At 50.1% G+C, this 16,247-nt stretch carries 8 protein-coding genes; all 8 read left to right on the forward strand.

Going from position 1 to position 16,247, the window contains the following annotated elements:
- The first annotated feature begins 2 nt into the window (after positions 1-2).
- The 8 genes from Q0Y46_RS01130 to Q0Y46_RS01165 all read left to right on the forward strand — a co-directional run bounded on the left by Q0Y46_RS01130 (position 3) and on the right by Q0Y46_RS01165 (position 16,163).
- Positions 3-1,943 carry a hypothetical protein gene (locus Q0Y46_RS01130; protein WP_297943889.1) on the forward strand — a complete coding sequence of 647 codons (1,941 nt, stop codon included), beginning with the start codon at positions 3-5 and terminating at the stop codon, positions 1,941-1,943.
- 17 nt (positions 1,944-1,960) lie between these two features.
- Complete coding sequence (locus tag Q0Y46_RS01135) at positions 1,961-2,710, forward strand: transglutaminase family protein (RefSeq protein WP_297943893.1); 750 nt, start codon at positions 1,961-1,963, stop codon at positions 2,708-2,710.
- Between the two features lie 28 nt (positions 2,711-2,738).
- On the forward strand, positions 2,739-4,631 hold the full coding sequence (locus tag Q0Y46_RS01140) for a TIGR02171 family protein (RefSeq protein WP_297943897.1): 1,893 nt from the start codon (positions 2,739-2,741) through the stop codon (positions 4,629-4,631).
- A gap of 28 nt (positions 4,632-4,659) precedes the next feature.
- A complete protein-coding gene (locus Q0Y46_RS01145) occupies positions 4,660-7,410 on the forward strand; it encodes a TIGR02171 family protein (protein ID WP_297943900.1) in 2,751 nt (916 codons plus the stop codon).
- A gap of 25 nt (positions 7,411-7,435) precedes the next feature.
- Positions 7,436-10,159 carry a TIGR02171 family protein gene (locus Q0Y46_RS01150; protein WP_297943903.1) on the forward strand — a complete coding sequence of 908 codons (2,724 nt, stop codon included), beginning with the start codon at positions 7,436-7,438 and terminating at the stop codon, positions 10,157-10,159.
- A gap of 57 nt (positions 10,160-10,216) precedes the next feature.
- The gene (locus Q0Y46_RS01155; protein ID WP_297944009.1) at positions 10,217-12,961 is read left to right on the forward strand and encodes a TIGR02171 family protein; all 2,745 of its coding nucleotides are present in this window, start codon (positions 10,217-10,219) and stop codon (positions 12,959-12,961) included.
- Positions 12,962-12,967: 6 nt separating this feature from the next.
- The gene (locus tag Q0Y46_RS01160) at positions 12,968-14,509 is read left to right on the forward strand and encodes a hypothetical protein (RefSeq protein WP_297943906.1); all 1,542 of its coding nucleotides are present in this window, start codon (positions 12,968-12,970) and stop codon (positions 14,507-14,509) included.
- A gap of 136 nt (positions 14,510-14,645) precedes the next feature.
- A complete protein-coding gene (locus tag Q0Y46_RS01165) occupies positions 14,646-16,163 on the forward strand; it encodes a glycosyl hydrolase family 8 (RefSeq protein WP_297943909.1) in 1,518 nt (505 codons plus the stop codon).
- Positions 16,164-16,247: the final 84 nt, after the last annotated feature.

Raw genomic sequence — 16,247 nt, forward strand, 5'->3', positions numbered from 1 at the left:
ATGTGAATACAAGATACGCTTTCCCCCTATTATTTTCTGCAGTGGGAATCGCCGCTGCGTTGACTTTCATTTCTTGCGCATCGAGTGGCTCCGTGCCGCCCGCTGTCGAGGCTGCTCGTTCTGAGTTCGGACCGATCGGTGCTGATGTGACTCCGGAGTCGGTTTTCGAGATAAAGGTCGTCGATGCGGATCGCCAGGTGCGCGTCGTGAACAAGCCGACCCTGGCCGCGCTTGACTTTGCGGCGTATTCGAGCAATCCCATCCGCTTGGCCGGTAAGGACGAAGTTCCCGAGAACTACAAGGGCTCAATGGAAGGGGCGAACATTGCCGATTATCCGTTCCCAATGTTCGATACGATTCTTGCGTATATGCCGCAGGCCGTTGCCGGGGTTACTCCGATTGCTTGGGAACCGTTCTCCAAGATTCTGTACGCCCAGACGGGAACCGATTCGCTTGCGAGCGTCTTGAACTCCGTGGAAGCGGTCAAGTGGGGCGAGCCCGAAGTGTTCCGCGCTTTCCAAAGCGTCACCCGTTTGTGGGGCGTGAAGAAGGGCAATGCCGTGGAATGGTGGGCCGAGGTGCGGCCCGCTTCGTGGACCAAGCGCCAGGCTTTTTATGGCAAGCTGAAACTTGTCTCGGGTGGCGAAACGGCCGAGGTGCTCAACTATTATTTGACTGCCGAGATGAATTCCGAAGATGCCATGAACTGGGCCCGTACGCTTTCGTCTTACTGGTACCCGACTTTGAATACCGACCTCGAACCGCATGTTCCCGGCGATGTCTGGCTTGACAAGAATAATAGACCTTTTGCTGTGATGCGCGGAAACCCGATGGGCAAGCCGATGTGGGTTGCTTTTGAGGTGCCTGCGTTTAGGATGACGGACGAGGACATCTATGCACAGCGCAAGGCCGATTCCCTGCTCGCTGCAGGCGAGGTCGTGCCTGTAGACCGCACGCTGGATACGAACTCTGCTTCGAGGTTGGCAACGCTTGAATCAATGGAAAACAGTTGCCCTGCAAATGCCGAGACCGCCAAGTTCCAGAAGGCTTTGAAGGCCAAGCTCGACAAGTTGCCCAAGGAACAGAACGCCTGGTCCGACAACGGAATGCTCTGGTTCCGCCGCAACGCAAATTACCTGGTTGCTGACAAGATTAGCGCGCAGGATAGCCTGCACAATCCGCTGCCGCGCATGATCGAACTGAAACAGCACCTGGATTCCCTCAACATCCAGTTGCTTGTGGTGCCGGTCCCCGTGAAAGAAGAAATCTATGCCGACAAGATGATTGCCGGTACACCGGAAGACCTTTGCGTGAGCGTAAGTGGCCGTGAGTTTATGCGTGAGATGCTTGCCGCCGGCATTGACGTGCTGGATTTGTACCCGGCACTGAAGGCCGCCCGCTCCGGTGATGAACCTCCGCATTACAGTTACCAGCGCTACGACACGCACTGGGCGCTGCCCGGAATGCTTGCCGCTATGGAACTGCTTGCTGCCAGGGTGACGCAGTATTCCTGGTATGCGGAATCCGGTGCCCGCCCGGGAAGCCTTGTCATGAAGGATACGGTCGTGCTGCGCGAAGGTGACCTGGTGGCTCACCTGCCGGATGCCGAGAAGTCGAAGTATCCTGCCGACACGCTTGCCGGCATGAAGATTTACAAGGGCGACAAGGCCTACAAGGGCGACAAGAATGCCCCGATTCTCTTGATGGGTGACTCGTTCACCGGCGTGTTCGAATCCGTCGACCAGAAGAGCGGCGGCCCGGGCTCGCTGCTGGCCTACGCTGTCGGCCTCGACGTGCAGGTGGCGACAAGCTGGGGCGGCGGTCCCGGCGTGCGTAGCCGCATGATGAAGATGACGAAGGACATGCAGAGCAAGCGCCTGGTCATTTACATGATGACGGCCAGGGACTTCTGGCAGTCTCCCATGGAATGGGACAAGCTGTAATCCGGAGCGCCAGAACGATGTTAAAAAAACTGTTCTGGCCGTGCCTCGTGCTGCTTTTGACCGCGGCGCTCACCGCTGCCTTGTGGAGCGGTCGCACTGCCGAGCCGACGTATGCCGAGATGGCCTGCCTGTTCGAGGAAAAACCGACGGGGTGTGTCGACTCGATTGCGGATTGGAAATCGGGACTTGCTTTTTATGACAGTGCTGTGGCTGTGTCCAGGGATCCGCTCAAATCCTTGACGGCACTCCTTTGGGATTATTGGAATATTGAATTTGCCGGGGCGGGGGAGGCCGCCGTTTCGAAGGATGCGGTGCTCCCGTTGCAAGTTTTAAAGAACCGGAAGTCCGGCTGCATGGGCCTTGCCTGGCTTGCCATGATGGTCGCCGAGGCCAGGAATCTGCCATTGAACGTGATTCTATTGCCTGGTCATGTCTTTTTGCGTTACGGGAAATTGAACGGGCTGGAAGAGTTTGGCTTTGCGCGCAAGACGGTAAACCTGGAGCCGAACCGTCGCGGGTATTCGTACACGGACGAGGAATACCGCGAAAAGTACAAGAACGGCCCGTGGACAGGACTGGAGTTCAAGCCTTTGAAAACACGCGAATTCGTGGGACTTGCCGCATTTGACTTGGGAAACCTGTATATGGACTCCGAACCCCGCCGGGCGCTGGCCTGGTACCGAATGGCGGAAGAATTTTTCCCTGCGTATCCGGGCATCTCGGTGAATCAGGAAATTGTCAAGAAGCGATTGCCGAATTCATTGTAGCGAAAAATTTTTTTATTAGATTGAAAATATGAAATGGAGTATAGTTTTCACCTTCTTGGGAATTCTTTTTGCCGGATGTGGCTTTTTTGATGATTCTTCATCGGATCCTTCTGAGCCGGTTCCCAGCGCTGGTGATGAGTTCCCTGTGGAAATGCTTCAAAATGAGTTCCCTGTGGAAATGCTTCAAATAAAGTCATCCAATCAGCTTGTTTCGTTGGGGACGAACGATTGGATTGCGAAAGCCATTGAACGCCCGTTGATGCAGGTGCGTTTCGATTATGATTTTTCAATAGGTCGGCACGAAGTGACCTGTGGCGAGTTTAATAAACTGATGAATTTGACAACAGGCCTTGCGCTGCAATGTGCAGGTGAAAATCTCCCCGCCACTGATTTGACTTTTTATGACGCGGTCTTGTATGCCAATGCGCTGAGCAAGGCGAAAAACCTTGATACCGCTTATACCTATGCCTATGCGATATTCGATGCCGATTACCATTGCTTGAGATTGGAAAACTATGCTTTCCATCCCGAAGTAGAGGGCTTCCGTTTGCCGACAGAATCCGAATGGGTCTATGCGGCTGTGCAGGATTGGAACCCCGATTCAAGCTGGAATTTCAGCAATTCCGGTTCTCAATTGCACGATGTCTGTACTATCGCCGCTAAAGAGGATCTGCCCTGTGACATGGTCGGGAATGCGATGGAATGGGTGAATGACTGGCTCGGAAAATTCCGGGATACAACCGTGTCGAATTACGTAGGCGGCTTGGATATCGGTTCGCTGGGTGGGCGTATTGTGAAGGGCGACTGCTACTTTACGGATGCGGCCCATATGACCTACTATTCGCGTGATGATCTTGGCATGGTGCTCTCTTCGATGAAGGCTAATTTCATTGGTTTTAGACTTGCCTTGGGGAAAATTCCCAATGCATCGTTCACAGAGAATGCGGCGAATAGCAATGTGGTTCTTCTGCTCAATTCGTTGGAAGTCCGTTCTTTGGTGGGAGCGTCTCAAGTGAAACTAGCCTTCCGTAACGACATGACTCGGAATATGGTCCTAGTCGATTATTCGGGTGATTCCCCGTTGGTGGCAGAAATCGAGGATGATATCGATGTATTCCATTTGGATATTTCTCCTGATGGAAAGAGGGTTGCTTTCAGCACGAATCACGAGGGAATGGTGGGTGCTTCGAGCCTCTATGTGCGCGACTTCAATGCAGAAGGAACGAACTTGGTGAAGCTGGACGTGGAAACGGCGGCTATCCCGCGCTGGCGCGTCCTTGAAAATGGCGATACGGTTATCGTTTATGTGACAAAAACTTCCCTCAATGATGATGAAACGGAATTCAAGTTGGCCTCTACATGGCAAGTGAAATTCGCAGATGGCAAATTTGGAGTTCCCGAAAAAATCCTTGACGGTTTTTATCATGGCGGTGTTAGTATAGACAACTCGTTTGCCGTGACGGGTTCCCGTCTGCTTCGCGCCCGCATTGGCAATCGTGATGTGATTTGGTATAATGGCGAACAGGTTTGCAACGCTTCCCTTGCCAAGGATGGGAGCAAGCGCACGCTGTTCTTGGACCTTGTTGGAAAAATGGGACGGGAATTTTCGGGTGAAGCCTATAGAGGGCACGAAAAAATCCTGGTGGTCGACAGCACTGGAGCTTTGATTCAGATGGTTTCGGCCCCTGCGTCTTATGCATTTGACCATACCGAGTGGATTGCCGGCTTGAACGACTTTGTCATTGCGACTGTGGTGAATCCTGATGGCTTCCATGAAAAGATTGTTCTTGTAAACATGACCAATGGCGAAATTACGGATTTAGCCTATGGTGACGAACTTTGGCATCCTGCTCTTTGGGTGCAACGGGAACAAGATGGGTTCTCACGACTTGATGGGTTTGAAGGAATCATGAATCCTTAAGTGTGCTATTATTTTTTATCTTTAGTATATGAATCGTTGTCTGCTCAAAATGCCCCTGGTGCTTTTTTTGGCCTCGTGCGGTTTTTTTGACGATTCATCGTCGGGCCTTAATCCTGAAAGCGTTATTTTGGAAGATTCTCTGCCGGGAATGTTTCATGTGGTGGCAAATGGCCAACAAGTCGTTCTAGGGACAGATGTGGCTACCGCGAAAGCGAATGAACGTACGGAAATGCATGTTCACTTCGATTACGATTTTTTGATGGGGCGCAGCGAAGTCACGTGTGGTGAGTTCAATGGCCTGATGACGCCAAGGACAGGGCTTTTGCTACAATGTGCTAGCGATAATATCCCTGCGACGAACTTGACTTATTTTGATGCGGTTCTGTATGCCAATGAGCGGAGCAAGGTAGGTGGTTTCGATACCGCTTACACCTATGTCAATGCCGCATTCGATGCCGAAAAGCATTGTACGAATCTCGAGGGCTTCGCCTTCCATCCCGAAGTGGATGGATTTCGCTTGCCGACCGAGGCGGAATGGATGTTTGTTGTGGGAATGGTCTGGAATCCCAATTCGGGTTGGAATGCCGGCAATTCGGATTATAAGTTGCACGAAGTGTGTTCAATGGGAACGATTGAATACGGGTTCTGTGACATGGCTGGCAATGCGATGGAGTGGGTGAACGATTGGCTTGGCGGTTTTCGCGATACATCTCTCACAAATTATGTAGGACCACCCGATGGTGGCACGCTTGGAGAGCGCATCGTGAAAGGCGGTAGTTTCCGCAGCGAAGTCTCTTCCATGAAACTTTACAGTCGCGGCGATGTATATACGGTGACGTCTTCGACTTTGGCGGACTATGTCGGATTCAGGCTTGCGTTTGGCAAGATTCCCAATGCAACGTGGATGAGTTCCAGTGGGAAAGCCTCGTCGAGCCGCATTGTGCTTTTGGCCAATTCATCGACGATTCATTCCCAGACGGGAACGTTCCGCACGAAACTCGCATTCCGCAACGACTTGACCGGGAACTTGGCCTTTGTCGATTATTCTGGCGGAATCCTTTCGGCAACCGAAATCACAGATACTATCGATGTGTTCCATCCAGATATTTCTCCCGACGGCAAGAGGGTCGCTTTCTGCACAGGTCTCGAAGGCGTATCGGGGAAGTCGGCTCTTTACGTGCGCGACTTGAATGCAGACGGGACAAACCTCGTGAAGCTCGATGTGGAATCGGCGGCTATCCCGCGCTGGCGTGTACTTGAAAATGGAGATACAGCCATTGTCTACGTGACAGATGCCGGCAATAATGCGGATGAATTCGCATTCAAGGGGGCTTCCACTTGGCAGGTCCGGTTTGCTAACGGCGTGTTCGGTATGCCAGAAAAACTGTTTGACGGGGCGTACCACGGCGGTGTCAGCAACGATAATTTGTTTGCCGTGACTGGAGCGCGTCTCCTCCGAGCCAACGTTCTTGGGCAAGATGTGGTTTGGTACAATGGAGAACAGGCTTGTAACGCCTCGCTGGCTAAGGATTCCAGCAAACGGACCCTATTCTTGGATTTTGGCGGAACGACGGGAAGGGCTTTTGTGGGCGATGATTATGGAACGCATGCAAGACTTTTAGTGGTGGACAGCTCCGGAAACTTGGTCCAGACGGTCGCGGCTCCCAACGGTTACACATTCGATCATACTGAGTGGACGTCCAGTGGCAACTTGGCTGTGGCCACTTTGACAAACATCAATGGTGCCCATGAGAAGGTTGTCCTCATAAACCTTTCGGATGGTAGTGTTGTCGACCTTGTCGAAGGGGACGAACTTTGGCATCCCGCTCTTTGGGTGCAACGGGAAAATTTTGTGGCAAATGTCTTGCTCGATCCGGATAGTGCAGGAGTCTATTTGACCGTGACGGACGACCCTGCTGCGGCAATCTTGCGCTATAAATTGGAACTGCTTTGGACATATAAGGATTGGGCTAATGTCATTGTCCTAGGTTCTTCGCGCCCTCAGGGAGGGATTGTTTCGAATAACCTGCCCGAACCCTTTAGGACCTTGAATCTTGCGAATGTCCCGAATATGATGACCGTTTCGGATTACCTTGCCCGTAACTATGTTTTCCCGCATGTTAAAAACTTGAAGTACCTCGTAGTTTCTTTGGATATTGATTTGTGGCATAAAGAAGAACATAGTGAATACAATTTCTTCTATAAGAATTACAAGAAGTATCCGGGATTCGTGTACGACGAAAATCATGATTTTTGGAAGAATGGCTATCCCGAGGGTTTGGCGGAAATGACGACATATTCAATGGGGATGGAATACTACCAGAATGTCTTCATTCCTTCCCGGGGATACGATTATGCACAACCGGGAACTTGGGAGGAATTTCCTGCTGTTGAAAATGACAGTACATGGATGAGTTCCTGTTCGGAGAATTTTTACGCGGCTCTATCTCATCTAGAAAATATCTTGAAAATGGCGGAGAATCGCAGTGTTTACGTCATAGGGGTTGTGTTCCCGCAGAGCCCGAATTACCGGAATACGGGCTCGTTTGGCCGCTATGGAATCCGCAGAAGCGAAGCTCCGAGACTGTTGAAAGAAATCGAGAACCTTAAAACCGCCTATCCGCATTTTGTTTTTTGGGATGAAAATAAGATGGGCTTCCATGACTATACCGACATCATGGCATCCAATAGGGACCACCTGAGTGCTTATGGCGCGATACAGTTTACGGAGCGATTGAATATATTGCTAGATAGCCTCGAAGGAATCGTGCGTCCTTAAGTGTGTTATTATATTTGATTTTATTATGATGAGAATTTTCCGGCAGTTCTTTTTTGTAACCTTCGTTTCTTTGTATTGGGCGTGTACGGATTCTACGGAAAAACTTTCGCAGCCCAATATTCCGAATGTTCCAGAAGATTATGATTATACGGAAAATGATTTGCAACATCTGGGAATGGTGAAAGTCCATGCTGCGGGACATTCGGTTCTTTTAGGGACGAATGATTCGCTTTCGACATCTCGTGAACATCCGCAGATGAAGGTGGAATTCTCCTACGATTATTCCATTAGCGCACACGAGGTGACTCATGCTGAGTATGCCGAAGTGATGGGGGGGGCTGCCGACGAGATTAACAGGTTCCTGCCTATACGTAACGTGACTTATTACGATGCCATTCTAATGGCTAACAGGAAAAGCATCAAGGACGGGTTCGATACTGTTTATACTTATTCAAAAAAGAATCATAATGCTATCGGAAATTGCATCAACATGGCGGATCTTGTTTTCCACCCGGAGGTCGAAGGCTACCGTTTGCCGACCGAAGCGGAATGGGTTTATGCCGCCTCACTCGACTTTGTTCCGGAAAATTCTTGGAACGGTGGAAATTCCGGCTACGATTTGCACGATTATTGCTCCAAAGGAGTTCGCTCTTCGGGCCTTTGCGACATGGAAGGCAATGTCAAGGAATGGGTGAACGATTGGTTGGGATTTTTCCGCGATACGACGGTCGAGAATTATGTAGGAGCTCCTGATGGCGGGAGCCTTGGCGAACGCGTCCTCAAGGGCGGTTCCTATAGGGATGACATCGCGAATATCAACCTGTATTCCCGCGGCGATATCTATACAGTCACATCTTCGACGCTTGCACCGTATGTCGGTTTCCGTCTGGCTTTTGGCCCCATCCCGGATCCTGTCTGGCTCAGTGAAAATGGTATTGCGACAAGTTCTAGAGTGTTCCCCTCGGCAACATCGATGAATGTGCGCACGAAAACGGGAACGTTCCATTCGAAATTGGCCTTCCGTAACGAGACTTCGGGGAACATCTCCTTTATCGATTATATGAACGGGACGCTTTCTGTCTTGGAAATTCCCGACACGATAGATTCCTACCATCCCGACATTTCTCCCGATGGGAGCAAGGTGGCATTCTGTACAAAGGCCGAAGGCATTCCCGGAAATTCGGCCCTTTACGTGCGCGACTTGAAGGCTGTGGATTCCAAGGTGGTCCGGCTGGATGTGGAAAGCGCCGCTATCCCGCGCTGGAATGTGACGGCTGCCGGCGATACGGTCATAGTCTATGTGACCGATGGTGGAACCAACGACGATATGTCTGTCTGGAAATCCCAATCGACATGGCTGGTCAAGTTTGCCGGTGGCAAGTTCGGCAAGCCGGAAAAGCTCTTTGACGGAACGTACAATGGTGGAGTCAGTGATGACCGCAAACTCGCCGTTTCGGGAGCAAGGCTTTTGCGTGCATGGATGACGGACAAGGATTCCTTGTGGTTCGGCGGCAAGCAGGCCTGTAACGCATCGCTTTCCAAGGATGGCTCCAAGCGTACCGCATTCCTGGACTTTGGCGAAAAAACAGACGATAATTTTGTGGGCGAAACGTATAGGGCGCATGAACGCCTGCTGATTGTCGACAGTACGGGGCAGCTGATCCAGTCCGTCAAGGCCCCCGAGGGCTACACCTTTGACCATGTGGAATGGGTCTCGAAAACGAATTTGGTTGTGGGTACGCTGGTGACGCCTTCCGGAAACCATTCCAAAATTTCGCTGACAGATTTGAACGATTCCAGTACGATTATCCTTGCCGAAGGTGACGAACTTTGGCACCCATGCTTGTGGGTCAATCCCGATTTGTCCGTGAATGGGAACTCCAGTGTGAACATCGATAGTGCCGGAATGTACTACAGCGACCGTTTGCCCTATTACTCTGTGGAACTCCGTGTGAAAATGGAAAACTTCTGGACTCGCATGGATTCGGTCACGGCGGTGGCCATGGGCAGTTCCCGCACGTTGTTCGGCCTGTACGAGAAACAGTTTAAGTCGGTGAACATGTTGAACATGGCGTATTCTTCGGGTGACCTTTACGGTGCAGAATATCTGCTGAAAAATTACATGTTCAACCATCTGCCTCGTTTCAAGTACCTTGTCCTGGAAATCTCGCCCGACATGTTCTGGCGTAGCGCCGATGAATCGTGGAATCCGATTTTGGAACATGCGGTCGGTTATGCTTACGATGCCAACCACAATTTCTGGATGGACAGCATTCCGGACGGGTTCATGGAGGCTGTGAAAGATGCCCCGAAGCCCATTTCGGTATTGATGCACCCGTACGATTTCGAGAACTTCCTGTTGCCTTCGACTTCTTGGTACACACCGGATGTCGTTGCAGATACGATGGCGATGAAGCTTGACGATGAAATTGTGGGCGTGAATATGAAGGTGTTCGCATCCATTGTCGACATGTGCAAAAAACATGGCGTGACGGTTGTTGCTCTTGTAATTCCGCGCCATGCGGGGTACAAAGATACAGGTGCGTTCGGCATGTATGGGCCGAGCCGCTCGGTCACGCAGGATTTGTTTGATTCTCTCCAAAAATACGATGTCGTGTGGATGGACGAAAACAAGTGGGGCAAGCACGATTATCAAGATGAATCGATGGGATATAACATGGATCATTTGAGCTATATCGGCGCATATAAATTGAGCGAAAGAGTTGATGCCAAGTTGAAAAAGTTATAAGAGGGAATTTTGCGGATCAAGAAGAAAATAGGGATAGGATTTTTTTGTCTGCTTTTGTTGGCGTGTTCGACAAATGACCTTTCTTCTATAAATTCGGAAAATCCGCCTATAGGGAATGTGTTCAATTTGGAACAAGATTGGCGTCATGTCGATCTTCCCGATACTGTGGTCGTATTGGGTTCCGACATGCGCAATGTCCCTGCTAGTGAACGCCCGCAAATGAGAGTCTCGCTAAAAAATGATTTTTTCTTGATGCGCCATGAGGTGACTTGTGGCGAATTTAATGCGTTGATGAACCCGTCGCATGGCCTTGTCTTGAAATGTTCCAAAAAAGATGTCCCGGCAACGAATGTTACCTTTTATGACGCAGTGCTTTATGCGAACGAATTGAGCAAGAATCAAAATATGGATACGGCTTATTCGTATTCTGTCGCGGTTTATGATAAAGACAAGCATTGCGTGAATTTGGAAGGTTTTGTATTCCATCCCGAGGTCAATGCGTTTCGGTTGCCTACGGAGGCCGAATGGGTTTATGTCGCATCGAAAAACTGGGATTCGGCAAAAGGTTGGACTGCCGACAATTCAGAATATAAACTGCATCCGGTCTGTAGCCTTGCCTCTGAAAATGATTTCTGCGACATGATGGGCAATGCGATGGAATGGGTGAATGATTGGCTCGGAAATTTACAGGATACCATTGTCCCTAATTATGTGGGAGCTACTGACGGGGGCGCATTCGATCAGCGTGTTGTCAAGGGCGGGAGTTTCCGCAATGCCGCTGCGACTATCACTCTGTTTAGCAGAGGGGATGTGTATAAGGTGACGTCTTCGTCGCTTTCGGATTATCTGGGTTTCCGGTTGGCTTTTGGTTCTATCTCAAATCCGACTTGGATGTTTGGAAATGGTAAAATATCCGGTTCTAAAATAGTTCCGGTTGCAAGCTTGAATAAATTGCAGAGCTATATCTCTTCAAAGAACATAAAACTTGCATTCCGTGACGATTTATCTGGGAATCTAGCCTATATCGACTATATGGGGAGTGGCTTGTCTGTGTTCGAAATAGACGATTCCCTAGACGTTTATCATCCCGAAATTTCGCCCGATGGGAAAAAGGTGGCTTTCTGTACTGGAATCGAAGGTGTTTCTGGCGAATCTCAATTGTATGTTCGCGACTTGAATGCGGAAGGGGCAAATCTCGTAAAACTTGATGTGAAGAATGCTGCCATTCCCCGTTGGCGTGTCCTTGACAATGGGGACACAGTTATCGTATATGTGAGCGGTTCGGGGAATAATAGTGACGATGCGGAATTTAGTAAGTCTTCCACCTGGCAGGTAGCTTTTGCTGGAGGCCAGTTTGGTACGCCCCAAAAACTTTTTGACGGGGCGTATCATGGAGGAATTAGCGAAGACAACGGCCTTGCTGTTTCGGGCTCGAAACTTTTGCGCGCTCGAATAGCGGCTTCAGGGGCTACAGTTATGGATAATGCCCGTGATACAGTATGGTTTGGCGGGAATCAAGCTTGTAATGTGTCTTTGGCGCAAGATTACAGCAAACGTACTCTTTTCTTGGATTTTGCTGGAGAAGCGGGCAAGGCTTTTGTTGGTGAAAAATACGCAGTGCATGAGCGGTTGTTTGTCGCAGACAGTACGGGCAAGTTAATCCAGTCTGTTGCAGCACCTCCGGGCTATGTTTTTGACCATACGGAATGGGTCTTGAAAAACGGGAAATTTGTTGTGGCGACACTTTCGAATGCAAATGGAGCCCATTCAAAAATTGTATTGATGAACTTGTCGGACAGCAGCCACATTGAACTGGTTGAAGGCGATGAATTGTGGCATCCGAGTCTTTGGATCGACCTTGACAATTCTTCGTCTAGAGACACGGGTGACATCTCTGGAGAAACAATTGACCCCTCGCTGGATTTGGATAGTGTAGGCGTATATTTTACCGAAGGAATGGAGTGGACCCATGAAGTTTTAGCCATAAAGATGAAGATTCTTTTTGACTATATGGACGAAATAGAGTATCTCTGTGTGGGCAGTTCCCGTGTAGAAGATGGTATTTATGCGACGAAAATTACGTCGGGATTTGCGGTCAATATGGGGCATCCTGGGAATGATATGGATGCGTCCTTGTATATTGCTGAAAATTACGGATTTAACCACCTGAAAAAATTGAAGGCCGTGGTTGTGGCTTTGGATTTTGATTTGTGGCAGATGACAACGGAATTCACTGAAAAAATGTTCTGTTGCTTGCCCGGTTTTGTTTATGATGCGAATCATGCGTTCTGGCCGGATGGATTACCCACTGGATTTCATGTAGCTAGGGACCGGTCGTACAAAGTTTCTCAGGCGGGGCATTTGCTGTATTACGGATCCCGCGGGTACCTCATGAACAATCCGGCGGAATGGGGGAGTGTGCTTGTTGAATCGGATTCTACATGGGCCGATCGGAATTATGCAGCAGTACAATGGAATTTGGACAGACTTTCTGCGTTCTTGTCACAGGCTATTTCTAAGGGAATTTATGTGGTGGGGGTTGTTTTCCCGCAGAATCCTGCATATAAGAATACAGGCTCGTTCGGCCGTTATGGGCCTTCTCGGAGTGTTGCAGAACGGATCATGAAAGCCCTTGCCGACATGGAACAGTTGTATCCCAATTTCGTTGTGATGGATGAAAATAAGATGGGGAATCATGATTATACCGATTCCATGGCTTTGAATTCTGACCATTTGAGTGCATTGGGTGCTGAATTGGTATCTTCTCGGTTGGACTCTTTACTTGAATCGATAATAAAGTAACGCTGATTGAAATGCTCGGTTTTAAATAGGAAAACTGTTTTTGCGGTCGCATTTGTTGCGGCTCTGTTTTCCATATTCCCGCTGACCGATACGGATATCTGGTGGCATTTGGCTTGCGCTCGCGAGTGGGTGCAGACTTGGACTCCGTCCCGTTCGCCGGTGGTGAATGTCCACGAATACTTCCAGAGGGTGGTGGGCTTTGTCTACGGCATTGGTGGTGCCCCGCTCCTCGTTGCGTTCAAGGCGGTTTTGTGGGGCATCGTTTTTGCGCTTTTCCTGTTGCCGCATAGGGAACGTTGTGCAGAAAGCCAAAGTAAGCCCGCTGCGCTTGTTGGCGCTACGCTTGCTGCACTAGTCCTTTTCGTTTTCCGCTACCACTTCGAAATCCGCCCCGTGCTCTTTTCGCTATTGTTCCTCGGAATCTACTGGAACCTCCTTCCCGAAATTTTAAATTCATCGTCCCATTCTTCTCAAACTTCGCGCCTCGAGCCTCGAACCTATTTCCTTCTCCTTTTCGTCCTAGTCATTCAATGGTTCTGGTGCAAATGCCAAGGGCTCTACATCTTGGGCCCGCTTTTTGCGCTGGCGGTACTGGTTTCTGCATGGCTCGGTGCTTGGCGGTTGAAAATAAAGTTGCCGAAAAAGGTCCGGCTATTCCATGTGGGCGTTGTGCTTGCCCTGTTTGCAATGCCGTTTTTGCACAGCGAAGGGCTGAACTTGTTCCTCTATCCGTTTGGCCTCTTGGACCGCCTTGTCGGAATGAGCCCGTCGGCTAGCGTATTTGCAAGCGAAATCGCCGAGAACCGTTCTCCGTTCACGTTGTTGTTGGCGGGGGAGAATGCTTTGGAATGTGTGGTGATGATTGCCCTGTGTGTCGCCGGGCTTGTATTTGCCGTTTGGAATATGCTCAATGGCCGGCTCGGCTTGATGCCAATCTGCCTTTTTGCGACCGCAGCCCTTGCGCTCATCGCCGAACGCAACTTCGTGCTGTATATGCCAGTGTTGCTGTATGGCACGGTCGCGTTCTCCACTAACCACCAACCACCAACCACTAACCACTTCCTACTGTCTACTTCCTACTTCCTACTGTCTACTGTCTACTTCCTACTCTTCTTCCTTCTCGGCCTCTGGGCGCGTTCTCTCCTCGCTTACGATATTTCCATGATTGCTTCCCAACGTGTCCCGGTAGATGCCGCCGCCTGGATGGCCGCTCACCCGCACGAAGGCCATCTGTTCAACGACGACCGTGCCGGTGGCTATCTCGAATTTGTGAATCCTTCGGACCCTGTCTACATCGACGGACGCTTTATCCTCAAGACGGCGGATTTCTTTGAACGCTACCTGCGTTATGCCGACGATCCGGCCCTGTTCATGCACGATGCCGATTCGTTGCATTTTGGCCGCGCCATTTTCCCGCTCCGCTATTATGCCCGTTGGGGGAGCCTCCTCTCGGTGCTCGAAGCGCAGGAAGACTGGAATGTTGCGTACCGTGATTCTCTCTACATTGTTCTAAATCACGATATTTGGAATTTTGTCAGTGAAAGGTAAGTTTTTATTTTGGGAAAAAGTGATGTTGAACACGTATGGCTTTGGGGCTATGCCCTATTTCCCGAAATATTCATTATTTTTAATAAGAATGTTTGATGAATGTTGCATCAGGCGAAAAACCTTTTAAGGAATGCTTATGAATGGTTTGGTAAAAATTGCTATGGTATCGACGTTTGCTTTTGGCTTGGCCCAGGCAACGGTCAATTTCCCGTACCCGCAGAGCACCAACTATGGTGGAAACGGGATTGTGCTTTCGAATCCGACGGAATCGGCTGCACAGTTGAAGGCTGCGTTTGACTACTACTTGAAGAACAAGTACAAGGAAAACGGTTCGTATGCCGCTATTGAAAAAGACCCGGGTAGCTATGTCTCGGAAGGGACTGGCTACGGCATGTTGATGATGGTCTATTTCAGTGACAATACGACGAGCTATCAGTCCCAGTTCGATAAACTGTGGGCGTTCTACAAGGCTGGCTCCAATGAGCATGGGCTCATGAACTGGGCGTTTGGAACTTTGACTCCGTCGGACAACAAGGCCAACGCTGCAACGGACGCCGAAATGGATGTCGCTGCTGCCTTGATCATGGCCTCGTATCAGTTTGGCGATGAAAAGTATCTCGACGAAGCGCGTACTCTTTTGAAAAACGTAAAGAAGTACGAGTTTGAAGACAACGGATTGCACAAGCCGGGCGATGCGTGGAACGACAAAAAGAACCCTTCGTATGCGGCTCCTGCATATTACAAACTGTTTGCCGAAGTGGATACGGAAAATGCCGAGTTCTGGAAAACTACCGCGCTGAATGCCAACTATACTTTACTCGAAGCCAATTCGGCGGAATACTCTACGGGGCTTTTTGACAACTGGTGCGATGCCAGCGGAAAGGGTATGGATAAGTACTATGGGTACGATGCTGCCCGTACGCCTTGGCGCCTGGCTCAGGACTTTTACTGGTTCGGTGAGTCAAAGGCAAAGACGATGCTCGACAAGCTTGGAAAGTGGGTGAGTGGCAAGGATCCTGCGAATATCAAAGGAACGATTGAACGTGGCGGAGAGCAGATGTGGAATGACCACAATAGTACGTTTGTTGCAACGTTGATGACCTCTCTAGTTACGGATGCTTCGAATCAGGGCAAATTGGACGCCTATTGGGCAGAAGCAGTTAGTTTGGGCGATGAAGCTTATTTTGAACAGTCCATGAAGGTCCTTTGCGGTCTCCTCGTTTCGGGAAACATGCCGAACTTTGCCAATCCTCCTGCGGCACCGCAGAGCTCCAGTGCCGGGCCTGAATCTTCGGCAGTCTCTTCGTCGAGCGGGGTGGGGCCTGGCTCGGGTTCCAGCAGTTCTGGGCCGGTACAGAATGGGTCTAGCAGTAGTGCTATCGGCCCGAAAACGAGCAGTTCCGCTGCCGATGCAATTGCCGCCCCGGCCTTGCTCCCGGCAGAATCGTTCGCTTTGCATGGCCGCGTACTCCAGCTGAACTTGCATACGGCTGCCCATGTGGACGTCGCTTCCGTGACGGGTGTCGTTGTCAAGTCGTTCCGTGCCGGTGCGAATTCTACGAGCGTCTCGCTGGCAGACTTGCCTTGCGGAACTTATCTGGTCCGCGTCCAGTCTGCGGGTATGGCCCGAATCCGGACATTCACAATCAAGTAATGCGATTGAGGACGAAGAAAAGTAAAAACGGATTTTGATAATCCGTTTTTTTTGTATTATTCTTTTCAAAGAAAAAGGTTTATT

Origin of the sequence: uncultured Fibrobacter sp., from assembly GCF_947305105.1 — a bacterium.
In the GTDB taxonomy this organism is placed as follows: domain Bacteria; phylum Fibrobacterota; class Fibrobacteria; order Fibrobacterales; family Fibrobacteraceae; genus Fibrobacter.